The organism is Rhodococcus sp. IEGM 1372 (assembly GCF_030056835.1).
Taxonomy (GTDB): Bacteria; Actinomycetota; Actinomycetes; order Mycobacteriales; family Mycobacteriaceae; genus Rhodococcoides.
Window position 1 is genome coordinate 37,291 of sequence record NZ_JASHKS010000023.1, and the last position, 23,399, is coordinate 60,689.

General features: G+C 64.1%; 24 protein-coding genes. 12 read left to right on the forward strand and 12 right to left on the reverse strand.

Going from position 1 to position 23,399, the window contains the following annotated elements; translation table 11 throughout:
- On the forward strand, positions 1 to 828 hold the full coding sequence (locus QM590_RS17705) for an SDR family oxidoreductase (RefSeq protein WP_269595796.1): 828 nt from the start codon (positions 1 to 3) through the stop codon (positions 826 to 828).
- 117 nt (positions 829 to 945) lie between these two features.
- Here the strand turns inward: QM590_RS17705 and QM590_RS17710 are convergent, their stop codons facing one another.
- From QM590_RS17710 to QM590_RS17725, 4 genes are all read right to left on the reverse strand, one after another.
- On the reverse strand, positions 946 to 1,332 hold the full coding sequence (locus QM590_RS17710) for a hypothetical protein (RefSeq protein WP_269595795.1): 387 nt from the start codon (positions 1,330 to 1,332) through the stop codon (positions 946 to 948).
- A gap of 28 nt (positions 1,333 to 1,360) precedes the next feature.
- Entirely contained in the window at positions 1,361 to 1,867 is a 507-nt protein-coding gene (locus QM590_RS17715) for a DUF3558 family protein (RefSeq protein ID WP_269595794.1), read from the reverse strand.
- Positions 1,868 to 2,098: 231 nt separating this feature from the next.
- Positions 2,099 to 2,815 carry a class I SAM-dependent methyltransferase gene (locus tag QM590_RS17720; protein WP_269595793.1) on the reverse strand — a complete coding sequence of 239 codons (717 nt, stop codon included), beginning with the start codon at positions 2,813 to 2,815 and terminating at the stop codon, positions 2,099 to 2,101.
- Positions 2,812 to 3,048: a YgaP family membrane protein gene (locus QM590_RS17725; protein WP_068045302.1), complete on the reverse strand. Its 237-nt coding sequence runs from the start codon at positions 3,046 to 3,048 to the stop codon at positions 2,812 to 2,814. The genes QM590_RS17720 and QM590_RS17725 overlap by 4 nt, the downstream gene beginning before the upstream one ends.
- Positions 3,049 to 3,183: 135 nt before the next feature.
- On the opposite strand from QM590_RS17725, the gene QM590_RS17730 reads away from it, so the two are divergent.
- Both QM590_RS17730 and QM590_RS17735 read left to right on the forward strand, forming a co-directional pair.
- Positions 3,184 to 5,364: an MMPL family transporter gene (locus tag QM590_RS17730; protein WP_269595792.1), complete on the forward strand. Its 2,181-nt coding sequence runs from the start codon at positions 3,184 to 3,186 to the stop codon at positions 5,362 to 5,364.
- A 116-nt stretch (positions 5,365 to 5,480) separates the two neighbouring features.
- A complete protein-coding gene (locus QM590_RS17735) occupies positions 5,481 to 5,744 on the forward strand; it encodes a metal-sensitive transcriptional regulator (protein WP_011331580.1) in 264 nt (87 codons plus the stop codon).
- Between the two features lie 41 nt (positions 5,745 to 5,785).
- Here QM590_RS17735 and QM590_RS25970 read toward each other — a convergent pair whose 3' ends face one another.
- Both QM590_RS25970 and QM590_RS17740 read right to left on the reverse strand, forming a co-directional pair.
- Positions 5,786 to 5,953, reverse strand: coding sequence for a DUF8730 family Cys-rich protein (locus QM590_RS25970; RefSeq protein ID WP_094638479.1), 168 nt, complete (start codon positions 5,951 to 5,953; stop codon positions 5,786 to 5,788).
- 75 nt (positions 5,954 to 6,028) lie between these two features.
- Positions 6,029 to 6,436: a DUF302 domain-containing protein gene (locus QM590_RS17740; RefSeq protein WP_068045290.1), complete on the reverse strand. Its 408-nt coding sequence runs from the start codon at positions 6,434 to 6,436 to the stop codon at positions 6,029 to 6,031.
- A 317-nt stretch (positions 6,437 to 6,753) separates the two neighbouring features.
- On the opposite strand from QM590_RS17740, the gene QM590_RS17745 reads away from it, so the two are divergent.
- Entirely contained in the window at positions 6,754 to 8,013 is a 1,260-nt protein-coding gene (locus QM590_RS17745; protein WP_269595791.1) for a reverse transcriptase family protein, read from the forward strand.
- A gap of 78 nt (positions 8,014 to 8,091) precedes the next feature.
- Here QM590_RS17745 and QM590_RS17750 read toward each other — a convergent pair whose 3' ends face one another.
- The 4 genes from QM590_RS17750 to QM590_RS17765 are packed head-to-tail and all read right to left on the reverse strand — an operon-like array spanning position 8,092 to position 13,394.
- Complete coding sequence (locus tag QM590_RS17750) at positions 8,092 to 10,224, reverse strand: alpha-galactosidase (RefSeq protein ID WP_269595790.1); 2,133 nt, start codon at positions 10,222 to 10,224, stop codon at positions 8,092 to 8,094.
- Positions 10,221 to 11,150 (reverse strand): carbohydrate ABC transporter permease, encoded by a 930-nt coding sequence (locus QM590_RS17755; RefSeq protein ID WP_269595789.1) that lies wholly within the window; start codon positions 11,148 to 11,150, stop codon positions 10,221 to 10,223. Before QM590_RS17755 ends, QM590_RS17750 begins: the two co-directional genes overlap by 4 nt.
- Positions 11,150 to 12,049: a carbohydrate ABC transporter permease gene (locus tag QM590_RS17760; RefSeq protein ID WP_068045284.1), complete on the reverse strand. Its 900-nt coding sequence runs from the start codon at positions 12,047 to 12,049 to the stop codon at positions 11,150 to 11,152. The genes QM590_RS17755 and QM590_RS17760 overlap by 1 nt, the downstream gene beginning before the upstream one ends.
- A gap of 49 nt (positions 12,050 to 12,098) precedes the next feature.
- A complete protein-coding gene (locus QM590_RS17765; protein ID WP_149407650.1) occupies positions 12,099 to 13,394 on the reverse strand; it encodes an ABC transporter substrate-binding protein in 1,296 nt (431 codons plus the stop codon).
- 211 nt (positions 13,395 to 13,605) lie between these two features.
- Between QM590_RS17765 and QM590_RS17770 the strand changes: the two genes are divergently transcribed.
- From QM590_RS17770 to QM590_RS17805, 8 genes are all read left to right on the forward strand, one after another.
- On the forward strand, positions 13,606 to 15,639 hold the full coding sequence (locus QM590_RS17770; RefSeq protein ID WP_269595788.1) for a beta-galactosidase: 2,034 nt from the start codon (positions 13,606 to 13,608) through the stop codon (positions 15,637 to 15,639).
- Complete coding sequence (locus QM590_RS17775) at positions 15,639 to 16,454, forward strand: DeoR/GlpR family DNA-binding transcription regulator (RefSeq protein WP_269595787.1); 816 nt, start codon at positions 15,639 to 15,641, stop codon at positions 16,452 to 16,454. Before QM590_RS17770 ends, QM590_RS17775 begins: the two co-directional genes overlap by 1 nt.
- Complete coding sequence (gene galT, locus QM590_RS17780) at positions 16,441 to 17,586, forward strand: galactose-1-phosphate uridylyltransferase (RefSeq protein WP_269595786.1); 1,146 nt, start codon at positions 16,441 to 16,443, stop codon at positions 17,584 to 17,586. The genes QM590_RS17775 and galT overlap by 14 nt, the downstream gene beginning before the upstream one ends.
- Positions 17,583 to 18,749, forward strand: coding sequence for a galactokinase (gene galK / locus QM590_RS17785; RefSeq protein ID WP_269595785.1), 1,167 nt, complete (start codon positions 17,583 to 17,585; stop codon positions 18,747 to 18,749). Before galT ends, galK begins: the two co-directional genes overlap by 4 nt.
- 21 nt (positions 18,750 to 18,770) lie before the next feature.
- Positions 18,771 to 19,862, forward strand: coding sequence for an ABC transporter ATP-binding protein (locus QM590_RS17790; protein WP_269595784.1), 1,092 nt, complete (start codon positions 18,771 to 18,773; stop codon positions 19,860 to 19,862).
- A 99-nt stretch (positions 19,863 to 19,961) separates the two neighbouring features.
- On the forward strand, positions 19,962 to 21,086 hold the full coding sequence (locus QM590_RS17795) for a hypothetical protein (protein WP_269595783.1): 1,125 nt from the start codon (positions 19,962 to 19,964) through the stop codon (positions 21,084 to 21,086).
- A 48-nt stretch (positions 21,087 to 21,134) separates the two neighbouring features.
- A complete protein-coding gene (locus tag QM590_RS17800) occupies positions 21,135 to 21,611 on the forward strand; it encodes a GNAT family N-acetyltransferase (RefSeq protein ID WP_269595782.1) in 477 nt (158 codons plus the stop codon).
- 97 nt (positions 21,612 to 21,708) lie between these two features.
- Positions 21,709 to 22,539 (forward strand): MerR family transcriptional regulator, encoded by an 831-nt coding sequence (locus QM590_RS17805; protein ID WP_094670418.1) that lies wholly within the window; start codon positions 21,709 to 21,711, stop codon positions 22,537 to 22,539.
- Here QM590_RS17805 and QM590_RS17810 read toward each other — a convergent pair.
- Positions 22,527 to 22,709, reverse strand: coding sequence for a hypothetical protein (locus QM590_RS17810; RefSeq protein WP_269595781.1), 183 nt, complete (start codon positions 22,707 to 22,709; stop codon positions 22,527 to 22,529). The two genes, QM590_RS17805 and QM590_RS17810, sit on opposite strands and share 13 nt — an antisense overlap.
- Before the next feature lie 39 nt (positions 22,710 to 22,748).
- Positions 22,749 to 23,381 carry a DedA family protein gene (locus tag QM590_RS17815; protein ID WP_269595780.1) on the reverse strand — a complete coding sequence of 211 codons (633 nt, stop codon included), beginning with the start codon at positions 23,379 to 23,381 and terminating at the stop codon, positions 22,749 to 22,751.
- Positions 23,382 to 23,399: the final 18 nt, after the last annotated feature.

The window sequence follows — 23,399 nt, forward strand, 5'->3', positions numbered from 1 at the left end:
ATGGCAGCGAAGACGTGGTTCATCACCGGCACATCCAAGGGATTCGGACGCGAATGGGCCATCGCGGCCCTCGAACGCGGCGACCGGGTGGCAGCGACCGCTCGCAACACCGACACGCTGAAGGACCTCGTCGAGCAGTACGGCGACGCAATTTTGCCGATCGAACTCGACGTGAACGATCGAGCGGCGGACTTCGCGGCTGTGCAGCAGGCCCACGAGAGGTTCGGGTCGCTCGACATCGTGATCAACAACGCCGGCTACGGCCAGTTCGGCATGATTGAGGAGCTCTCGGAGGAAGACGCTCGCGCGCAGATCGAGACCAACGTCTTCGGTGCGCTGTGGGTGACCCAGGCCGCACTGCCGTTCATGCGTGCGCAGGGCAGCGGCCACATTCTGCAGGTGTCGTCCATCGGCGGTATCTCCGCGTTCCCGAACGTCGGTGCGTACCACGCCTCCAAGTGGGCCCTGGAGGGATTCAGTCAGGCGTTGGCGCAGGAGGTCGAGGACTTCGGTATTCACGTGACGCTGATCGAGCCGGGCGGGTTCTCCACCGACTGGTCCGGCCCGTCTGCGAAGAAGTCCACCGACATCGCCGCATACGACCCGATTCGGGACAAGGCCACGAAGCTGCGCAGCGCCCGGCAGGCGACTCCCGGCGATCCGAGTGCAACGCGGTCGGCATTGCTGAAGATCGTCGACGCCGAAAAGCCGCCGTTGCGAGTCTTTTTCGGCGAGGCTCCGCTGGAGATCGCGACGAAGGACTACGAATCGCGACTCGCGAGCTGGCGCGAATGGCAGCCCGTGGCCGTCGAGGCACACGGAGGCTGATCGGGCCGCACCTGAGCGTTCACCATCGCATCCGATCGGCGACTTCCCGCGCGTTGTGGTCGATGGCGAACCGTCAGGTCCGGCTGGAGGCACCCTTTCGCGTTGCGTTGCGGTCGATCAGTTCTCCGGAGTCAGCGCAGTGATGTTCGCCGACGTGCGCTCATCGGTGTCGGACGCCTCCTGAAAGTAGCGACGGAAAAGCATCCGCATCGATTCGATGACGTCGATGTGCTGCTGAAGAATGATGTCGAGAGAGCGATCTGTGCCGGTGGCCAGGCGTAGAAACCGGTTACCCAGATCCTGGGCGGACTTCAAGTTGCCCCATTCTTGGAATTCACCCAGCTGGGTCGCTTTGCGCTTCATATCACTGAGATGCGCGAGGTAGGCGGCACAGGCTGCATCACATTTGCTCGCCACGTCCGGCGGAATGGTGATCGTGCCCGCATCGGCCTGGGCATTGAGGTCTTGCCAGTGTGCAATGTGGTTGGGCTGTGATTCCGTCACGTCGTTGGCATCCTTCGATCGGTAGGCACTAGGTCGGCAGTTCGGAATCGAGCGCGGAGACTATGGCGTTGAGTTCCGTGCACGGGTCGTATGGAGGGTTGCGGACCGTTGCGTACGTGATGATGGTGGCCCTGAGCAGCAGGGCCCCCGCGGCGAAGGCAACGCCGCAATTGAGGGAGGCATCAGCACCGACCTGCTGGTACTGGGTGGCGTTACGAGTGCCCACTCGAACAGGAGAGAGCCGGTCGAAGGCGCTCGGATCGTCGATGTAGTCGATGTCCTTCAATCCAGCAAATATTGAAAAGTAATACATGTTGTTCGGCGGGCGATCTTCCCATCCACAGATTTTGATTCCGTACTGATCGCGTCCGAATATCCCCGATTCCTTGGTCTCGGCGTTCAGTCCCGCTCGCTCGATGGCCTCGTCGGGGATGGTGCAGGGATCCCATGGCGTCGTGGGTGCTGCGATGGTGGTGCTGGTCGCGGTCGGAGTCGCGTCGTCCCCTGTAGCGCTCGCACAGCCCGTGAGCAGCATAAGTATCGCCATTGCCGGGAGCCATCGACGTGCCCTGTGCATCGCTGTCGTCCATTCCTCGAGAACACCTATGTTCTTGGACGCAGTTCCGCATCGTCCGGTTCCCGAGACGGTCGAATTCACGCCCCTCGTGGGGATTCGCACCGCGTCCAGGGGGTGCGGATTCCCGCGAGGGGCGTAGATCGGCGGTACTCGAGCGCGATCGCCCGATGGGTTGCCATCGTAGGTGCGTCACTGTGCGGCGTCGGTGAAACAGCCTCGATGACTGCACGATCGAACGGACGCCACCGACGATTCGACTCCATGATCCCTGCGTCGGGCTGTGTCACAGTCGCTTTCGCGCTTGCAGACGCTCCACGAGTCCGAGGTTAAATCTTCGATGTCCTCGACGGTGAAGGTGTCGTCGCCGACAAGTGCGAGCGATGGGCGTCGCAGGAAGTGCTCACCGCCCACGGGGATGCTCACCAGTTCGACCAGGCGCTGGAGCCATCGAACGACCCGCAAGGACGAGGGGACGTGGTCGGCCAGCAGAAGGGTTCCGCCGGGCCGCAGCACTCGTGTCATTTCCGCGAGAGCGACGTCGGGTGAGGGGATCGCGCACAGGGAGAAGGTGCAGACGACGGTGTCGAACGATGCGTCGGGAAACTGCAGTCCATGCGCATTGCCGAGCATCAGATTGGCATCGGGCATCACCGACTCTGCACGAGTTCGACCGCGCGCCAGCATGTCCGGGCTCAGTTCGATCCCGGTCAAGGCCGCCCGCTCCGGGTAGTGGTCGAGGTTGAGGCCGGTTCCCACCGCGATCTCGAGCACCTCCCCGGTGGCTCGAGAGCAGATCCAGGATCGGGTGTCTCGAAACAGAACGCGGTCGAGAAAGTTCATGTGCTTGTCGTAGTGGACCGACTGCTTGTCCCAGTATCGCTGCCACCTGTCATGCCGTCGATTCATGGCTTCGCGCACGGTGTCGATTGCTCCATGCCCAATCGTCGCATCACAAGACTCGCCGGACACCATCCCACTGCCGAGTAGAACACGAGGTTTCCGCCGACGAACGCCGTCAGTGCTTGCCATCGACGGTCGTGTAGTCGGGTGAGCGCGAGGCTCGCGAGCACCACGGTGCCTGCCAATGCCGGTACTGCGCGATCGATACTCGGGCGGACGGATCCTGCAGCACATGACATGAAGAGATGCTCGATTCTCTGAGTGAACGGTGTTGTTCATGTATACCCTAGGGGGTACAAGTTCGGGTGTCATTTATACCCCCGGGGGTACCGTGCTACCGTTCGGATACCGCCCCCGACCTTTAAGGACACACAGTGAGTTCTACGGACGTTCGAACCGACGAGAGTTCTGCAGACAGCTCGCCGCCAGGGATCACCGGGGGGCCGTTGGCGCGCTTCGGTGCGCGCATGGCAGGCAATTTCAAGTGGGTGGTCACCGCGTGGCTCGTGGTCATCATCGGATTGGGAGCGTTTGCCCCGTCGGTGTTCGGCTCTCTCGCCGGTGCTGGTTGGCAATCCAACGGATCGGAGTCGGTCCAGGTTCGCGAACTCGCACAGGAGCACTTCGGCGGCAACTCTTCTGCCGCGATACAGGTGGTCGTGCACTCGGACACCGAGCAGGTGACGGATCCCGCTGTCGCGGCAGTCATTTCCGAGGTCACCGACATTCTGGCCGCTGACTCGCGGATTTCCGAGGTGATCCCCCCGCAACCGGGGATGTCGATCAGTCCCGACGGGCACACCGGAATCCTCATCGGTGGAGCGAACGGGACGACCGACGAGATGGTGAAGGCCGTCGACGATCTGAAGGGCGACTTGACCGCAGCCTCCACGGACTCGATCGAGGTCTACCCGACCGGAGCATCGGCGCTGTGGAGTGACTTCAACAAGGCCAACCACGACGCGATGATCAAGGCCGAGATCATCTCCTGGCCCGTCACATTGGCGATCATGGTGCTCGCGTTCGGATCCCTCGTCGCGGCAGGCCTGCCCCTGCTGTTGACGCTGGCCGGTCTGGTCGCATCCGCGGGTGGCTTGGTTCTGCTGAACGAAATCACGCCGATTTCGGTGTGGGCCATGAACTTTGCGATGATGTTCGCGCTGGCGCTCGGTATCGACTACGCGCTCTTCCTCGTCGTTCGATTCCGGGATGCGCTCCGAAAGACCATCGACGCCGGACGGATCGACCCGCAGCGTGCAGTGGCAGAAACGATGGACACGGCAGGCAAAGCAGTCCTGCTGTCCGGTCTGACCGTGCTGATCAGCTTGTCTGCCGTGCTTCTCGTACCGGCACCTGCGGTACGCACGATGGCCGTGGGCATCATGCTCGCGGTGGTGTTCGTGCTCGCGGCCACCCTCACACTGCTCCCCGCAGTTCTGGGCAAGCTCGGAGCCAAGGTCAATGCCGGCTCCCTCCCGTACGCGAAGCGTCAGGTGCACCGTTCGCCGAAATTCGCGTCCTGGGGTCAGTTGCTGCACAAGCATCCGTGGCCGTTCGCCATCGGCTCGCTGTTGATTCTGGTGGCGCTGTCGATTCCGGCTCTGGGCCTGAAGGTCGCCATGCCGTCCATTTCGGTTGTGCCCGAGGACGCTCCGGTTCGGCAGGGCTACGAATTGGTGCAGGCACAGATGGGTGAAGGTGCACCAGGAATGCTGCAGATCATCGCCCCCACATCGGAGGCGGAGCAGACCGCGCAGATCGCAGCGAGCGTCGACGGCGTATCGATGGTGACGCCGCCCATGCCCGCCATGGACGGATCCGACTTCGTCATGCTGCAGGCCATCCCGAACGTGGACCCGTCGGACCCCGCACTCGAGACCACACTCGACGCCTTGCGCGCCGAGCTGCCCGAGGGAGCGATCGTCGGCGGTGCACCCGCGGAGAACCTGGACCTGCAGACCGCGTTGAACGAGTATCTGCCGATCGTGGTGTCGGTGATCCTCGTGCTCGGATTCCTGCTGCTGCTGATCGCGCTGCAGGCACCGCTGATCGCCCTGCTGGGTACCGTGGTCAGCCTGCTGTCCACCGGAGCGGCATTCGGTGTGGCGAAGCTGATCTTCCAGGACGGTCACGGCTCGTCGCTGCTCGGATTCACGCCGCAGGGATTCCTGAACGGCTGGGGCCCGGTGTTCTTCTTCGCGATGATCTTCGCAATTGCGATGGACTACACGGTGTTTCTGCTGTCGAGCGTCAAGGAACACTACGAGAACACCGGTGATCCGCACGGTTCTCAGGTCGACGGAATGGCGCATTCGGGACGCGTGATCTTCGCGGCGGCAGCGGTGATGATCGCGGTGTTCTTCTCGTTCGCGCTCGCCGAACCACTGCCACCCAAGGAGATGGGAATCATTCTGGGTGTCGCCGTATTGCTGGACGCGATTCTCATCCGCTTGGTGCTGCTGCCGGTGTTGTTGCGCTTGACCGGCCACGCCGCATGGTGGTCACCCGCGTGGTTGCGTTCGGTACTCCCCAAGATCGGCTTCTCGCACAGCTGAGTCGTCACCGATCCAGAGCAACACAGTGGTGGCCGAGGCCGTCCGGCTTCGGCCACCACGACCACTCTTACCCCTAGGGGTAAACTGGAGTTTCATCGAACGAAGGACTGAACGACATGACCGGTGACACCGAAAGCATCGCATTGGTACTGAACCGTCTGCGGCGTGCGCAGGGTCAGCTTGCAGGGGTGATCGCCATGATCGAGAGCGGTCGTGACTGCAAGGATGTCGTCACCCAGCTGGCCGCGGTGTCGAAGGCTCTCGACCGGGCAGGCTTCAAGATCGTCGCCACCGGACTTCGTGAGTGCATCACGGGAGCGGAGACAGGCGAGAAGATGAGCGAAGCGGAACTCGAGAAGCTGTTTCTCGCCCTCGCCTGAGAATCTTCTGCCCACCCCGCAATGGAACGGGGTGGGCAGGACTATTTTCTGGAGAACATGCGGGACAGAAATCCTGGAGACGGCGGATCGGCGTCGTGACCCTTGCATCGATTCGACGAGGGAACGCCTCGCATCACCTGGTCGATGTGCTGGCCGCACCCTGCCCACGTCGTCTTTCCGCACTTCTTGCACGTGACGGCTCTACACATGATTTCTCCTCTGTCACTCGAACACCTGACTCCCACTATACCCAAGGGGGTATAGCGGTCAGGTCGAGTGGTCGTTCACACGACGGCGCTGTCGCCGCCCAACGTCATAATTGCCGCCTGCAGCAGCGCAGTGGCCTCATCGGCCACGTCGGCAAGCCCGGAGGCATCGGACAATCCGACCATGACCTGCGGATTCATCGCCTCCACGATCGTGCTGCCTCCGTCGGCTCGGACGACTACGTTGCAGGGCAGCAGCAACCCGACCTGCCGATCCGTATCGATCGCTCCCTTCGCCAATCGCGGATTGCAGGCACCGAGGATGACATAGCGTTCGATGTCGGCGTCGATCTTCGACTTCAACGTGGCCTGCATGTCGATTTCGGTGAGGATGCCGAAACCTTGTTCGGACAGCGCTTTTCGAGTGGCGTCCACAGTGTCCTCGAACGTGGTGTTCACTCGCGTGCTGATGGCCAATTCGGTCATGATGTTCCGATCCTTCGGTTGTCGAGGGTGACAATGCCGAGCATACCCGCATGGGTATCGCACAGCCGGTGAGATGTCGCGTATCCCGCTGACAGACCGGCGTCGATTTGGCATGGTGGAGGTATGCAGCGACGCGCGGGCGAGAGTTGGTCCGCGGGACCGGTCTCAGGGGCAACCCCTGGGTACGAAACGAGAATCGAGCACTGCGTCCGAAGCAGGTCCGCACGCTTCGCGTGCACGGCTGCTCCGAGGACGAAAGATTTCGGTCGCCCCGCGCCGTTGCATGTAACAGCGCTTCACCTGATCGACAGCCGTCCATGACCGAACGCGAATTGTCCCCACGGGCCGCTGCGACACTGGCTCGGTTGGCGGCTGATGCCGAGTGGACGCGATCAGGCCTCGAGGTCGCGTTCGCGCGTCTCACGCCTGAGAAGGCGTCGTGGTTGGCCGATCGCATCATCAATCTGTATCCGAGCCCGCCGTTCGACGAGGCATCGATATTCGTTCTGCTGCGCGATCTCCCGTTCATCTCGGAGCCTTCGAGGTCTTCGCAGCGACCGCAAGTGCGTACCGGCCGCAAACCCTGGCGATTCGAGGTGCCGCGCTACGAAACGACCGGTCAGCTCGCTCGTTCCCTCGACCTGACGATTTCCGAAATAGAATGGTTCGCCGATCTGCAGGGCAGACTCCGAACCGCACCGTTCCCGTTGCAGCACTATCGGTCTGCGCGACTCGACAAGCGGCAGGGAATCCGGCTGCTGGAGGTTCCGAAACCACGACTGCGCGAGATCCAGCGAAAGATATTGCGCCGCATCCTCGATCGAATACCGGCACATCCGGCGGCGCACGGCTTCCGAAAGGCGCGGAGCCCGCGAACATTTGCGATGCCCCACGCCGAACGCGACGTGGTGATCTCGGTGGATCTCCGACGCTTCTTCCCGTCCATCGGCTTCGATCGAGTGGTCGCGATCTTCGAGGCGGTCGGCTACCCACGGAGGGTCGCGGCAAATCTCGCAGCGCTGTGTACGACGGTCACCCCGGCCGGCGAGTTGATCGGGATGGACCGCCCCACCGCAGCGAGGCTTCGTGCTACCCATCTGCCGCAGGGTGCGCCCACGTCTCCTGCGTTGGCGAATCTCGCTGCGCGACAACTCGATATCCGAGCCAGTGGACTGGCCCGATCTGTTGGAGCTCGCTACAGTCGATACGCAGACGACCTGGCGTTCTCCGGCGGTGCGGATATCGACGTCGACAGACTGCTGTGGCTGACCTCCCAGATCGCCCACGACGAAGGCTTCACGATCCATCCGGACAAGACCAGGGTCCGACGCGCGCATCAGAGACAACAGCTCACCGGACTCGTCGTCAACTCGTGGCCGGCAGTGCCCCGAGAAGAGTACGACAATCTCCGGGCACTGCTGCACAACTGCATCACCGCCGGCGTTGCCGAACAGAACCGAAACGACCACAACGACTTTCGGGCCCATGTCTACGGACGCATCGCGCGCATCGGCGAGACCAACGAGACGCGACGAGCAAAGCTGCTGAGTATGGCGTCGCAGGTGAACTGGGACTGAGCCGCGAATCAGCTCCTCGGATTCGGATTCCAGCCTCCGATCGCAGGCGGAAATCCAGAACTGGGGAGCCGATCCACCTCAGAGGGCTCGCACTCGCAGAAGCACTCCGGTCTGCGGGAACAACACCGGGAGTGCCACGCCGGCCTGCGCGAGCATCGCACCCGACAGTTCCAGTACACCGCCGTCGGCGATCCACGGTGGCAGCGCAATGCCGTTGCCGAGATCGCTGAGCTCACGGACGAATTCGACGCCATACCTGATGGAAGGATCGAGACCCGGGAGGCGCACGCGATCCGTGCGGTCCTCGGCCGAGGTGTCCATCCGCACCACTGCGTACGCGCCCTCGGAGAAGTCCGATGCCACGACGCCGTGGACCCAGACGCTCGGGTCGGGGTGGTCGGAGCGCACCACGTCACCGGTGTGCAGTAGCCCGCGCAGTTCCTTGTACAACGTGGTCCAGGCTGCCAGGTACTCGTGATCCTCGGACGAGAGTTCGGTGACGTCCATCTCCAACCCTGCGTGACCGAACAGGGCTGTCAAGCAACGGAATTGGAGCGTGGACCACCGGCCGGACGTGTGCGCGATCTGCGGCCCGACATGGGATCCGATCAGCTCCGGCGGCAGCAACTGCGTCGTCCACCGCTGCAGCCGTTGACGTTCGAGTGGATCGTTGGTGTCCGACGCCCAGACCCGGTCGGTGTGTTCGAGGACCTCGAGGTCGATGCGGGCTCCGCCCGATGCGCAGGACTCGAACTCGACCTGCGGGTGTCGGGACCGCAAGGCGTCGAGTAACCGATAGAACGCCGAGGTCTGGGCATGCACGGCAGCGCGCCCGTCGGTATCGACCGCGAGCATCAAGTCGCGGTTGTGATCCCACTTCACGTAGTCCGGCCGCTCGGTCGCCAACACCGTATCGATGGCCGAGAGGAGATAGTCGAAGACATCCTGGCGCGTCAGATTCAGCACGTGCTGATGACGCCACTCGAGTGGAACTCGACCCGGTGCTGCGAGCAGCCAATCCGGATGCGCCCGAGCGATATCGGAGTCGAGGTTGACCATCTCCGGCTCGAACCACAGGCCGGGGCTCATGCCGAGCTCTCGGACGTGATCGAACAGCGGGGCCAGGCCGTCGGGCCAGACGCCGTCGTCCACCTGCCAGTCGCCGAGGCCGGCCTTGTCGTCGCGGCGGTGGCGGAACCAGCCGTCGTCGAGCACGAACCGTTCGACGCCCACTCGTGCCGCGACGTCCGCGATGCCGCGAAGCCGGGTGAGATCGTGGTCGAAGTAGACGCCCTCCCACACGTTGAGCACCACAGGCCGCGGGGATGTGGGATGTGCTGGGCGAGAGCGCATCCAGCGATGCAGCGATTGCGCCGAACCGTCCAGTCCGGCAGAGGAGTACACGAAATGCACCCACGGAGTCGTGTACGTCTCACCTGGCTGGAGCACCACCTCACCAGGGGCGAGCAGCTCACCGCCGCCCAGTACGCCGGAGGCCTGACCGGCACGCTCGGGCAGGCGCTCGGCCAGGTGCAGGTGATCGCCGCTCCAGGCTACGTGAGCGCCCCATACCTCGCCGCTGCGAAAGCCGAAGCCCTCGCTGCCTGCGGTGAGTACCAGGGTGGCGTCGTGCCCGGTTCTTCCGCGACGCGAAGCGCGCGCCACCGTGCCGTGCTCGAACCGTCGACGCTGCGGGGTGCGTTCGCGGCAGTGCCGGCCGGTGAGGTCGAGAAGTTCGGTTGCAGTGTCCGGCAACGGCATCAGGGTCACGACGCCGTCGACGGTCAAGGGGACGCCCGAGACGTTCCGGACACCCTGACGCACCCGCATCGATCCGCCGACCTCGAGCGACAGTTCGATCCACCACGAGACGCCGAGCTCGCCATCGGAAGCGTCCACAGTGCAACCGAATTCGGTAACGGAGATGGTCACATCTGCCCACCGCGGGTACAGCACCGAACCGTCGCGATGCATGGCCAGAGCGGGGGTGCCCTGCCAGGCGTCGTCGCCGCCGGGTGCCAGGGTGAGCCACCGAGGTACGTCGACACTCGAGTGCGGAACCGCTGGTATTGCGGCCCGGCGCAGTTCGGTGAGGTCGCGATCGGAGAGTTCACCGAGATCGGTACCCCAGTGCAGCACGGCCGGAACCGCGGTGGAGGACGGGCCGAGGATCACCATGACTCCGTCACGGCGCAGGACGGTGAAACTCACTTGTTGGCACCCATCGTCAGACCGGAGACGAAATGTCGTTGCAGCGCAATGAAAACCAACACTGTCGGCAGGGCCACCAGCACCGATCCGGCGGCGAGCAGGTTGGTGTCGGTGAAGAAGCTGCCCTGCAGATTCTGCAGCGCCGTTGTCACCGGAAGTTTGTCACCGCTGACCATCAGGGCCAGGGCCCAGAAGAAGTCGTTGTAGATCCACGTCACCATGAGTGTCGCGAGTGCAGCCAACGCAGGCCGACACAGCGGCATGACGACCTGCCAGTACTGCCGGAACAGTCCGGCTCCGTCGACGGTCGCGGCCTCGAGTAGTTCGTGGGGCACGGTCTTCATGTAGTTGCTGAGCACGAAGACACAGAATCCGGTCTGGAATGCGACGTGCACGATGATCAGTCCCCAGTAACTGTCGTACAGCGAGCCCGAGGAGCTCATCCAGTACGGAACCGGAATTGCGTTGTACAGCCGGAACAGTGGGGTCAGCAGTGTCTGCTGGGGTAGCAGATTTCCGGCGATGAACACCGCCAACATGAAGATGTTGAACTTCCAGCTGAACCGCGCCAGGATGAACGCCGCCATCGAGCCGAAGAACAGGATGAGCAGCACCGACGGAACGGTGATGATCAGCGAGTTGAGGAAGTAGTGCGGGATGCCGCCGATCTGCCACGAGTCGATGTAGTTGTCGAACGTGAAGCCGCCAACAGACAGGTAGCCGTTGAGCAGCACGTAGTCGTAGCTGCGGAACGAGTTGTACACCGCCCACGCCAGTGGAAACAGCCAGGCCAGTGCCATGACCGTCAGCAGCACGTATATCGCGATCTGCGCGGTGCCCGCGCGTCGACGATTGGCTACGGCCGCGCGATTGCGGGTCAGCGGATCGCGCTCGGGAGGTGCTGTGCGCGTGAGTGAAGTGGTCATCAGTCTTTGCTCCGAAGAACGATGGCGAGGTACAGGGCGATGAAGACGAGCGAGATGCCGAGCATGATGGTGGCCAGTGCCGAACCGAAGCCGATGCGGCTCGCCTCACCGACGACGTTGGCCGTCACGAGTGCCGAGATCAGCTCGAGTCCGTTGCGGCCCTTGTTGATCACCCACACCAGGTCGAAAGCGCGTAGCGCCTCGATGACGGTGATCACGATGATCAGCAGGTTGGTGTTCTTCATCAGCGGGAAGATGACGCTGAAGAACGTGCGAATCGGTCCGGCTCCGTCCATCACCGCGGCCTCGCGGACGGACGGGTCGATGGCCTTGAGGCCGGCCAAGTACAACAGCATGATGTAGCCGGTGTGCCGCCAGCCTGCTGCGACCATGACGGCCCAGATGTTGATGTCCGGATCGCCGAGCCAGTCGACGTCGGTACCGAGCAGGCTGTTGAGGACGCCGCCCTCGGTGGAGTAGATGAGCTGCCAGATGAAGCCGATGAGGGCCATCGACAGCACCACGGGGATGTAGAAGATGCTCTGGTAGAGCCGAGATCCCTTGAGGTTCTTGTCCAGCAGGATCGCCAGCAGGATGCCGATGACGGTGGGGACGAGGAACAGGAACACCAGCCACAGCACGTTGTTCTGCAACGCCTGCTGGAACGGTGGGTATGCCTGGACCGCGTCGACGTAGTTCTGGGTACCGATCCACTCGATACTCGACGTGCCGCCGATGCCGTCCCACCGTGCGAACGACAGGATCACCGTGAAGACCGTGGGGATCCAGACGAGTCCGATGACGATCATCGCGGGAACGCCGAGCATCATCGCGATGGTCCACTTCTCGCGAACACTGCGCCTGATCTTCGGCGACTTGACCCGTTCGGGTGCGGTCATGGCATTACCTGATCTCGACGTGGGTGAATGGTGTGGGGGCGAACGGGATTCATGTTCCGAACACCGCCGACTTCTGACGCTCGATGCTGCGGACCAATCCGTCGACGTCGTTGGGGTTGCCGATGAACTGTTGCAGGGCCGGGATCATGACGATCGACGCGAAATCGGGACGAGTGTCGCGGTCGAAGAACTGCGTGATCTCTCCGGCGTTCTGGACCAGGTCTGCCGACTTGCGGACCAGCGCAGGGAAATCCGACAGGTCGGCGTCTCGGTGTGCGGGGATGGCCTGCGGATCCTGCTTTGCGTAGGCGACGGCAGGTTCGGGGCCGGTGAGGAAGGTCAGCAGCTTCTCGGCACCGGCGCGATTGCGTGGATCTGCCCGCATCATGAAGCCGTCCATCGGTGCCTCGACCGCGGAACTGCCGATGGCGGAATCGAGTTCGGGGAAGGGGAAGAAGTCGAGGTCGTCGCGGTCGGGCCCGGCGGGAAAACTCTGCGCGACGAACATGCCGGCGACCAAGGACCCGACGCTCTTGTTGAGCAACGCCGTCTGAGCGTCGGCGATCTTTCGACCCAGTGGTTGTGGTTGATGGAACGGCAGAAGCTCGCGCCACGTGTCGAATACGGTGCGGACTCGATTGTCGGTCCAGCTGACGTCACCGGCCAACAGGGTGCGGTGGAAGTCGACTCCGTTGAGGCGCAGGTTCAGGTAGTCGAACGTCCCCATCGGCGGCCAGCCGTCACGCGCACCGAAGCCGATCGGGGTGACGCCGTCGGCCTGCATCTGCTTGCTCAGGGTGACCCACTGGTCGTAGGTCTTGGGTGGTTCGTACCCACGCTCGGCCCACAGGCTCGGCCGGTAGAACACTGCCCACGGGTAGTAGAAGAACGGAATCAGATACTGATTGCCGTCGGATCCGGTCGAGTTCTCCTTGAAGGAGTCGCTGTATCCGCCGCCGTTGCTCGCCCACACGCTCGAGACGTCCTCCACCAGACCCTTGTCTGCGAAGTACTTCATTCGATAGCCGCCCATCCAGGTGAACACGTCGTCGGGCGTGCCCTGGAGGTAGTTGTTGACATTCTCCTGGAACGACGTCGAGTCGACGGTGTTGACGCGGATGTCGCCACCGGTCTGCTGCCGATACATGGCGACGACGTCCTCGACGCCGACCTTGGAGTTCTTGTCCGACAGCCGTGAGCCGAGCGTGATCGTGTTGGGATCGAGACTGCTCGAGCACGACGACAGCACGCCACCTGCGGTGATCGCACCCGCGGCGACGAGCGCAGACCTGAGGAAGTCGCGCCGAGACGGCTGCCAGGTACGCGGCCACTCGTGTGGGTTCATGAGAGTCCTTCGACGGAAAATATCGATAACGATCAGAAGTGAACATTCCGCTGTGCGTTCCGCGGTACTCGACTGACCGTTCGGGGTGATGCAGGTTACAGAAACACGACGCCACGGCGTCTGTCAAGCTCTTCGATGCCCGCTCACCAGCGTCAGTAAGAAAATGTTCATTCATGTTGACATCTGAGAACGTCTCGTTCATATTGTGAGCATGGACACAGCGCGACGCAGCACCTGGCCGACCCAGGGAATCTCCTTCGGGGGCGACTACAACCCCGAGCAGTGGCCCGAGGACGTCTGGCGACGCGACGTAGAACTCATGCACGAGGCCGGCGTCGACTTCGTGACCGTCGGCGTCTTCTCCTGGGCTCGTCTGCAGCCGACCGCCACGACGTGGGACTTCGAGTGGCTCGATCGCGTCATGGATCTGATGCACGAGGGCGATATTCGCGTCGACCTGGCCACGGCAACCGCGTCGCCCCCGCCGTGGTTGGCCACTGCGTACCCGCAGATGCGCCCGGTGGACGAGCGCGGTTACCGGTACGCCATCGGCAGCCGTCAGACGTGGAGCCCCAGTTCTGCCGTGTATCGCGAACATTCACTCGCGCTCGTCGAGAAGATGGCGCACCGCTACGGCGAGCACCCCGCGCTCGCGATGTGGCACGTCTCCAACGAACTCGGCTGCCACAATGCCCTGTGCTACTCCGCCGACAGCGCGCACGCGTTTCGGGAATGGCTCAGCGCCAGGTACATCGACCTCGAAACCCTCAACACCGCGTGGGGCACCGACTTCTGGAGCCAGCGCTACAGCGATTGGGACGAGATCGTTCCCCCGTCGGTGAGCACCACGTTCGGTAATCCCACGCACCAACTCGACTGGCGCCGTTTCTGCTCCGACGCACTCCTCGAGCAGTACCGCGCCGAGAAGGCAGTGCTGAACCGCATCACCCCTGACGTGCCGGTCACCACCAACTTCATGGTGGGTATGGGCCAGGGCCCCGCGCTCGCAGGCAACATGGACTACGCGTCCTGGGCTCCGGAACAGGGCATCGTCTCCACCGACCACTACCTCGTCGGCCCTGAGACCGGCGACGGCGCAGCGCATCACAAGCTCTCGTTCTCGGCCGACCTCACACGCGGCGTTGCCGGCCGTCGACCCTGGTTGTTGATGGAGCATTCCACCAGCGCCGTCAACTGGCAGCACATCAACCGCGCCAAGGTGCCCGGTGAGATGATGCGGAACTCGCTGGCGCACATGGCACGTGGAGCAGACGGCATCGCCTACTTCCAGTTCCGCGCCTCCAAGGCCGGCGCGGAGAAGTTCCACTCCGCATTGGTGCCGCACGCGGGCGAGGACTCCGCCCGGTGGCGTGAGGTCGTCGAACTCGGTGCGGCACTGCGTCGCATGGCCCCGGTGGCAGGCAGCACCGTCGACGCTCGGGTCGCCGTGCTCTTCGACTGGGCCTCCCAGTGGGCGTGCGAGCAGGAGGGTCATCCGTCGATGGCGATGCAGCCCATGGAGATTGCCCGCCGCGCCCATCACGGGTTCACCTCCGCAGGCGTGACCTGCGATGTCGTCCCGTCGTCGACGGACCTGAGCGACTACGACGTGATCGTGGTTCCGGCCCTCTACCTGTGCAGTGACGAGACCGCTGCGCGGATTGCCGACGCGGCCGAGGCGGGTGCGCAGGTGCTCGTCACTGCTTTCTCGGGAATCGCCGACGAGGACGACCACGTGCGACTCGGCGGCTACCCGGGGGCCTTCCGAGAGTTGCTCGGAGTCCGCGTCGAAGAGTTCTTCCCGCTCGCCGAGGGCGAGACCCTGTCCCTCGACGACGAGACCGTCGGTGAGATCTGGAGTGAATATCTCACCGCATCCGAGGATGTCGATGTGCTGGCGCGCCACACCAGGGGCCATCTGCGCGGTGTTCCCGCGCTGACCAAGCGGACCGTCGGCACCGGCGCTGCCTGGTATGCGGCCACCGTTCCCGACGCGGCCGGCTGGGCCACGCTGGCCGACAAGCTCTGCGCTGGAGCCGGTATCGAGACTCGACGAGATCTGGGATCCGATGTGGAGGTCGTGCGGCGCTCGGCGGGGGAGCAGTCCTGGCTGTTCGTGCTCAATCACGGAAGTGACAAGGTGAGCGTGCCGGCCACCGGTACCGACCTGGTCAGCGGCGCACACGTCGACAGTGAGCTGATCGTGGCTGCCGGCGGTAGTGCAGTGATTGCCGAGAACAGCTGATGCTCGCCCATCAGCGTCAGCAGAAGATCCTCGACCAGGTGACCGCGCAGGGTGCGGTCAAGGTCGCCGACCTGGGTACTGCACTGTCGGTGTCGGACATGACCATTCGACGCGACATCAACGAATTGGTGGCTCGCGGTCTGGTCGAGCGGGTGCACGGCGGTGTCACGCTGCCACGATCGGCGAGCGTGTTCGAGCCGGGCTTCTCCGCGAAGTCCGAACTGGATCGAGATGCCAAGGCGGACATAGCCAAGGCCGCAGCGCGGTTCGTGCGGCCGGGGACCTCCATCGGCATCTCCGGCGGCACCACGACGCATGCGCTCGCTCAGGAACTACTCGACATCCCGGACATAACCGTCGTCACCAATTCGCTTCCCGTTGCCGAGGTCTTCCACACCGGGGGCCGAACGGATCAGACCGTCCTGCTCACCGGCGGACAACGCACGCCCTCCTATGCGCTGGTCGGACCACTCACCGTCAGCGCATTGCAGAGCATCCACCTGGACATGCTGTTCCTCGGAACGCACGGAGTGGACATCGAATCAGGGCTCACCTGCCCCAATCTGATGGAAGCGCAGACCAATCAGGCGCTGGTGGCATCGTCTCGACGCGTCATCGTGCTGGCCGACCACACCAAATGGGGTGTCCGCGCGCTCGCCAACACCATCCCGCTCTCCCGCGTCGACGTGTTCGTCACCGATGCCGGGCTCGACCCCGGCGTGCAGGACGCGTTGTCCGAGGTGGTCGACGACGTGGTGATCGCCGGACGGCCCGTCGACACGAACGAGGAACGAGTACTCGATGACCGCGCATGACGCCACGACGCACGCACTGCGCAAGACGTCGACCACTCTGGCCGACGGCCGCGAGCTGATCTACTACGACGACACCGAGCCGTACGTCTCCGGCGGAGCCACCCGAGACCTGGTCGATACCCGCGCTCTCTCACCGTCGATGTCGCAGTCGCAGATGCGATTCGACGTCCTCACGGGCGAATGGATCGTCATCGCGGCGCAGCGAATGGACCGCACGTTCCTGCCCCCGGCCGACGCGTCGCCGTTGGCACCGAGCCGCCCCGACAGGCCGGCGACAGAGATTCCAGCTGCGGACTACGACGTGGTGGTGTTCGAGAACCGGTTCCCATCACTGTCCGAAACTGCTGCACAACAGACGCTTCCGACAGAGGTGGAAGGCGAGGCGCTATGGCCGCTCGCGCCCGGCACCGGACGCTGCGAGGTGATCTGCTTCGCCAGTGATCCCGAGGCTTCCTTCGTCTCGCTGGAGCTCTCCCGCGTCCGCACCATCATCGACGTCTGGGCCGATCGCACAGCGGCTCTGTCGGCAATACCGGGCGTGCAGCAGGTGTTCTGCTTCGAGAACCGCGGCAAGGAAATCGGCGTCACACTGACGCATCCGCACGGTCAGATCTACGCCTACCCCTATCTTCCGCCTCGCACCGACGCCATGATGCGACAGTCGCGCACACACTTCGAGCGCACCGGTCGAGTGCTGCTGGCCGATGTACTCGCCGCCGAGCTGCGTTCGGGTCGACGCATCGTCGTCGATGCCGAACACTGGGTCGCGTACGTCCCGGCGGCGTCGCGCTGGCCCGTCGAGGTGCATCTCGCTCCTCGTCGCGACGTAGCGGACCTCGCCGAGTTGAACGGTGCAGAGCGAGACGAGCTGGCCGGGGTCTACCGCGAGCTGCTGCGCGGTGTCGATGCATTCTTCGAAGGCGTAGACGAAGTGCCGTACATCTCGGCGTGGCATCAGGCCCCCGTCGGAGCCGACCGCGAACTGGGAAGACTGCACCTGCAACTGTTTTCGATGATGCGTTCACCGGGTCGGATGAAATTCTTGGCCGGATCCGAATCGGCGATGGGGGCGTGGGTCAACGACACCACACCCGAGCGGATTGCCGATCGGTTGCGCGAGGTGTTGACGTGAACTGGCTCGACGTCGTTGCCGAGGAGAACCTCGCCGATAGTGCCGCCGCGCTGTTTCGTAGCGCATTCGGCGGCGAACCCGACGGCGTCTGGATCGCTCCCGGACGCGTCAATCTCATCGGTGAGCACATCGATTACGCAGGCGGACTGGTGTTGCCGTTCGCGCTGCCGTACGCAACCGCAGTCGCTGTACGGCGGCGCGAGGACACCACGATGCGTGCCGTGTCCACACACACCGACGAGCCGTGGACCGGTGAGCTCGGCGACATCGGGCCGGGCACGCCGTCGGGCTGGGCCGCGTACGTGGCAGGTGTGTCCTGGGCACTGCGGGAACAGGGTGTGGGCGGAGTCGATGTTGCCGTGCACTCCTCGGTACCGGTGGGCTCGGGGTTGTCCAGCTCGGCGGCCCTCGAATGCTCGTTCGCGCTGGCGCTCGATGACCTCTTCGATCTGCAGGTCGATCGGAAAGCGTTGATCGACGCCAGTATTCGGGCCGAGAACGAGATCGCCGGTGCGTCGACCGGCGGCATGGATCAGAACATCGCGATGTCGGCCCAGTCGGGACATGCGCTGCTACTCGACTGTCTCGACGGTTCGACGCGTCAGATACCCCTCGATCTCGCCGCGTCGGGAACTCGGTTGCTGGTGATCGACACCAACGCGCCGCATCGGTTGGTCGACGGCCAGTATGGGGAACGCCGGAAGGCGCTGGACACCGCGTACGCCGAATTGGGGGTGACGACGCTGCGCGGTCTCGATCTGGACAAGGCGGTATCGGGACTCGTCGATGACACCCTGATCGCGCGAGTTCGCCACGTGATCAGCGAAATTCGCCGAGTGGAGGAGGCCGCCGAACTGCTCGACCGCGGCACCGCAGGAGCCCAACTCGGTGAGTTGATGACGGCCTCGCACGCGTCCTTGCGAGACGACTACGAGGTCAGCTCACCGGAGCTGGACAGTGCGGTCGATGCGGCGCTGCGCGCGGGTGCATACGGGGCCCGGATGACCGGCGGGGGATTCGGCGGCTCTGCCATTGCGCTGGTTCCCTCGGAGCTGGTCCAGGCTGTGGCGGACGAGATCACCACCGGTGCAGCACGATCCGGACTGCCGGAACCCACTTTTCTGACTGCCGAGCCCTCCGGCTCCGCGCATCGATTCTTCTAACCTCTACAAAGGAGCACTCCCATGGCACAGGTCACGTACGAAGGAGCGACCAAGCTCTACCCGGGGTCGGATGTCGCCGCGGTCGAATCGTTGGACCTCGCCATCGAGGACGGCGAGTTTCTGGTTCTCGTCGGTCCGTCCGGCTGCGGAAAGTCCACCTCGTTGCGCATGCTCGCCGGGCTCGAGGACGTCGACTACGGTGCCATCAAGATCGGTGATCGCGACGTCACCTCGCTGGCACCCAAGGAACGCGACATCGCGATGGTGTTCCAGAACTACGCGCTGTACCCGCACATGACCGTCGCCAAGAACATGGGCTTCGCACTGCAGATCGCCGGGATGGACAAGGCCGAAGTGGGCCGACGCGTCGAGGAAGCGGCGAAGATTCTCGACCTCACCGACTACCTGGGCCGTAAACCCAAGGCGCTCTCCGGCGGTCAGCGTCAGCGCGTCGCGATGGGCCGCGCGATCGTGCGGAACCCGCAGGTGTTCCTCATGGACGAGCCGCTGTCCAACCTCGACGCCAAGCTTCGCGTTCAGACCCGCACGCAGATTTCGCTACTGCAGCGCAGGCTCGGCACCACCACGGTGTACGTCACCCACGATCAGGTCGAGGCCATGACGATGGGTGATCGTGTGGCGATCATGAAAGCCGGTGTGCTGCAGCAGTGTGCCAGCCCGAAGGAGCTGTACGAACGCCCGGTCAACGCCTTCGTCGCCGGGTTCATCGGCTCTCCCGCGATGAATCTGTTCGAGGTGGACGTGGTCGCCGGAGCCGCGAAGCTGGGCTCGCTGTCGGTGCCCATCGAGCGCGCCATCGCCGACCGGATCGACGGCAGCCGCGTGACGATGGGCGTGCGACCGGAAGCGTGGACGCTCTCCGAGTCCGGAACGGACATCGTCGTCGACGTCGTCGAGGAACTCGGTGCGGACGCCTACATCTACGGCCGGGCCGTCGAGGACGCGTCGAATCTCGGCACCGTCGGGGCACAGATCATCGCGCGCATCCCCGATATCGCAACCCCGTCGCAGGGCGATGTCCTCCGAATCGCCCCGCGCGCCGAGACCGTGCACTACTTCTCGACGACAACAGGATTGAACCTGCACCCCTAGGGCTACCTCTCGCTTCTCAACGGCTGTTGCGTTATCCCTCGGCGGGGTGAGTCCGATCTGCACCAATTGCGGATCCACTATTTTTCCGGGGGATACGAAGTGTCGAAGAAGTGGTTGCGCGGCGTCGTGGTGTCTGTAGTGGCGGTCGCGTTGTGTCCGATCGCTACGGCCTCGGCGGATCCTGCGCCGAGTCCGGCACCAGCGACCATCATGGGGTCCATCGACAACGGGCCGGGTCACTTCAGCGTTTTCCGTACCGTAGACAGCGGCCAGCGTCCGACCGCGGAGGACAACGCGGCGTGCAACGACTACTTCGGCTCCCCGCGTTCGTCGACCGTTGTCGAACGCCTCGACGCGCGGATGTACACCTTCACCAACGACCCGTCGACGGGTTTCCTGCAGAACCCGACGGCTCAGAACGTCGGACCGATCTACGTGTGCGCCGGGCCGATCATCGACGGCCAGGCCTTCCTCGACCAGTGGGGCGCACTGACAGCCCCCGGACTGGGCGAGTTGTCGATGTATGGGCCGTGCGGGATCGAGTTCATGATCGGGTTGCCCGGTCGCGCGGCCGTCGATTGTGTTCTGCGAGTGAACCCCAACGATTCCGGGGTCATCGACGGTGTCGCTACCAGCAACTCGATCGCCAACCCGCTTCGCCTGCCGGACGGACGCACTGGCTCGCTGTGGACGCTCTACACACTCGGCGAAGGGACTGGTCCCATTCCGGAACCCGTTGCGGGAACACCACAACCGACCGGTTCCGTGAAGTACAGCGTCGGGCGCGAGGTGAACTCGGTCTCGACCGGAAGCACTCCCGCATGCCCGGGTGGAGTGCGCACGACGGAGATTCACGCGGTGTCGGTGGACGCCGCCACCGGCGCGGCATCGACCGAGCCCTCCGCGGACGTCGCAGCCACCGCATCGATCTGCTACCAGAACCCGTCGTCTCCGGATTTCGGCGCATCGTTGAGCATCACGAGCTACGGTGTCACGCCTGCGCTCACGGCCACGTCCACCGGACAGTGCCGTCGTATCGATCTGCCGATCGAGCCGGGCACCGTGCAGCAGTCCTGCGGTTTCACCTTGCCGCCGCAGCCTGCTCTCGGCCTGACGGGCGGCCAGATGACGCTCAACGGTCTGGTTCCGACGAACGATGCTGCAGGATCGGCGAATTCGGCCATCTGGACCACCTCGTTCCTCGGTTCCATCACCCCTCGATGAGCGGACGTCGGATCGGGGTGCGCCTCGATCCGGTGCTACCGTCTGCCGGTGTATCTCGTCGTTCCCTCCGATGACTTCGCCGCCGCCTGGCGGGAGGCTCATGCCGAGTGGGGGCCTGGGTTCCACGAGGACGGCTTCGGGCTGAAGGCCGACGACGATGTCGAGTCGGCACAGGGCTTTTCGGACTGGGTCGAGGGGCTTCGGGTCGACGCCGAGTGCACGTACCGCTGGATCGTGCAGGGTGAACGCGTGATGGGCGGCGTCGCACTCAGACACGACGGCCATGAACTCGCCGACCGTCTCGGGCACCTCGGCTACGGGGTTCGACCGTCCGAACGAGGTCGGGGAGTTGCCTCCTGGGCGGTTCGCGAGATGCTGAGGTTCGCCGCACAACTGGGCATGACCCGGGTAACGGCGGTATGCGAGGTGGACAACGCGGCCTCGATCGCGACGCTGGAGCGAGCCGGAGGCGTACGTGTCGACTTCATCGGGTCGGCGGTTCGCTTCTCGATTCCCGTGCCCTGAAGAATCGGGTGCAGCTGACCGCGCTCACCGCGGTCCAGTGCACCCGATTTTGCTCTCTTGACCCTCACACTGTGTGAGACGAGAACCTCGGAGGGTCATGTTCAGCATTGGAGAGTTCGCATCGATCGGCCGGGTGTCGGTTCGCATGCTTCGGCATTACGACGAGATCGGGCTGTTGACGCCGGCACGGGTGGATCCGTTCACGGGCTATCGCTCGTACGACGGTTCGCAGTTCGAGGTTCTGGGACGCATTCTCATGTTCAAGGACCTCGGGTTCAGGCTCGACGAGGTGACGCAGATCGTGCACGGCCAGGTCGATGATGATCGGCTACGCGAGATGCTCGCCGCGAAGCGTGATGATGTCGCGCGTCGACTCGATCTCGATGCCGCTCGTCTGCGTCGCATCGATGCGCGTCTCTCCCACACCGAAGGGATTTCGATGATCACCGTGGACACCAAGTCGTTGCCACCCACCCGTGTTGCTCTCGTCACCGAGACCGCCGCCGGGTTCGGGCCCGAGAACATCGGCCCGGTCATCGGCCCGATGTACGCCCGACTCGCCCAGACGCTCGCCGGGCACGGCGTGACGTTCGGGCCGTCGTCGATCGCCATGTACGAGGCCGTCGACGACGGGGACGGCAGCGGCATCACCGTGCATGCCGCATTCGAGGTGACACCTGAGGTCGTTTCGGGTGAGGGCTTCGAGGTTCGTGAGCTTCCGCCCGTCGAACTCGCGGTGACCACCGTTCACCACGGTTCGATGGCCACGATCGGTGAGACGTGGGAACAGTTCATGGCGTGGATCGAGGCCAACGGCTACGAACTCTCCGGCATCTGCCGCGAGTACTACCTGGTATCGGAGCCGCAGCCGCAGGAGAACTGGGTCACCGAGCTGCAGCAGCCGGTGGTTCGACGTCAGGACGCCTGAGCGAACTCCACGAGGGCGGTGCACTGGCAGCCGCCGGTGACATCCTCGCATTCGAGCACCAGGAAGTGGCGGACGTACTCGAGGTCCACGCAGTCCGGCTCCGTGCACTCCGCACCGCCGACCGCGTGGATCACGAGTGTGCCGTGGCAGGTATCGAAGCGTGCGGACATGCGAATCCCTTTCTGTCGTCTCTCTCTACATCCTTGATATCACCGGGCTCCGACAAGTTCGGGAGAAGACGAGCGTGTTCGACGCCTGAGCTGGGTCGCGATCATGATCGTCAGAGCCGGAATCCAGGCGTATCCCAGTGCGGTCCTGATGATGGTTCGGTCGCCCAGCCACGCTCCGGCCGACACCAGTACACCTGCCCACACGACAGCGGCCAGCAGGCTGAGCACCATGTATTCGCGATGCCGCAGTAAGGAGGTCGCGACGAGTCGGGGCGTGATGGTGCGGACACCCCCGATGAGGTGACCGGCAGTGGCGACAGTGCGTGGTCGTGATCGTGCGTGTGTGGCCAGCCCGTGGACAACCCTGGTCACCGCGGCAGGCAGCGCCGACTCCGCACGCCCGAGACCCAACACCGTGTCGGTGCGGCGACCGTGCCAGAACGCCCACTGCGCCCCCAGGCTCGACGCGACCGCGGCGGTGACGACTGCAGGGAGCCACGGTACGACGCCGATCGACGTCAGCACCCCGAGCGTGATCGGGACGCTGTTTCCTGGTGTGAAGAGACCGAGCAACGACGCGGACTCGAACGCCAGCAGCACGAATACGACGGCGAAGACGACCCATACGGGCACGGACGACAACCGGTCCACATCGAGGATGTTCAGGTTCATACCTATCGAATCTGGTCG

Bases quoted from the DNA above. Each gene is read 5' to 3' on its own strand.
- QM590_RS17810 (WP_269595781.1), bottom strand. From the start codon at position 22,709: ATGTCCGCACGCTTCGATACCTGCCACGGCACACTCGTGATCCACGCG.
- QM590_RS17725 (WP_068045302.1), bottom strand. From the start codon at position 3,048: ATGTCATGTGCTGCAGGATCCGTCCGCCCGAGTATCGATCGCGCAGTA.
- QM590_RS17775 (WP_269595787.1), top strand. From the start codon at position 15,639: ATGCTCGCCCATCAGCGTCAGCAGAAGATCCTCGACCAGGTGACCGCG.
- QM590_RS17745 (WP_269595791.1), top strand. From the start codon at position 6,754: ATGACCGAACGCGAATTGTCCCCACGGGCCGCTGCGACACTGGCTCGG.
- QM590_RS17770 (WP_269595788.1), top strand. From the start codon at position 13,606: ATGGACACAGCGCGACGCAGCACCTGGCCGACCCAGGGAATCTCCTTC.
- QM590_RS17755 (WP_269595789.1), bottom strand. From the start codon at position 11,150: ATGACCACTTCACTCACGCGCACAGCACCTCCCGAGCGCGATCCGCTG.
- QM590_RS17735 (WP_011331580.1), top strand. From the start codon at position 5,481: ATGACCGGTGACACCGAAAGCATCGCATTGGTACTGAACCGTCTGCGG.
- QM590_RS17740 (WP_068045290.1), bottom strand. From the start codon at position 6,436: ATGACCGAATTGGCCATCAGCACGCGAGTGAACACCACGTTCGAGGAC.
- galT (WP_269595786.1), top strand. From the start codon at position 16,441: ATGACCGCGCATGACGCCACGACGCACGCACTGCGCAAGACGTCGACC.
- QM590_RS17705 (WP_269595796.1), top strand. From the start codon at position 1: ATGGCAGCGAAGACGTGGTTCATCACCGGCACATCCAAGGGATTCGGA.
- QM590_RS17715 (WP_269595794.1), bottom strand. From the start codon at position 1,867: ATGCTGCTCACGGGCTGTGCGAGCGCTACAGGGGACGACGCGACTCCG.
- QM590_RS17765 (WP_149407650.1), bottom strand. From the start codon at position 13,394: ATGAACCCACACGAGTGGCCGCGTACCTGGCAGCCGTCTCGGCGCGAC.
- QM590_RS25970 (WP_094638479.1), bottom strand. From the start codon at position 5,953: ATGTGTAGAGCCGTCACGTGCAAGAAGTGCGGAAAGACGACGTGGGCA.
- QM590_RS17790 (WP_269595784.1), top strand. From the start codon at position 18,771: ATGGCACAGGTCACGTACGAAGGAGCGACCAAGCTCTACCCGGGGTCG.
- QM590_RS17805 (WP_094670418.1), top strand. From the start codon at position 21,709: ATGTTCAGCATTGGAGAGTTCGCATCGATCGGCCGGGTGTCGGTTCGC.
- QM590_RS17815 (WP_269595780.1), bottom strand. From the start codon at position 23,381: ATGAACCTGAACATCCTCGATGTGGACCGGTTGTCGTCCGTGCCCGTA.
- QM590_RS17760 (WP_068045284.1), bottom strand. From the start codon at position 12,049: ATGACCGCACCCGAACGGGTCAAGTCGCCGAAGATCAGGCGCAGTGTT.
- QM590_RS17720 (WP_269595793.1), bottom strand. From the start codon at position 2,815: ATGAATCGACGGCATGACAGGTGGCAGCGATACTGGGACAAGCAGTCG.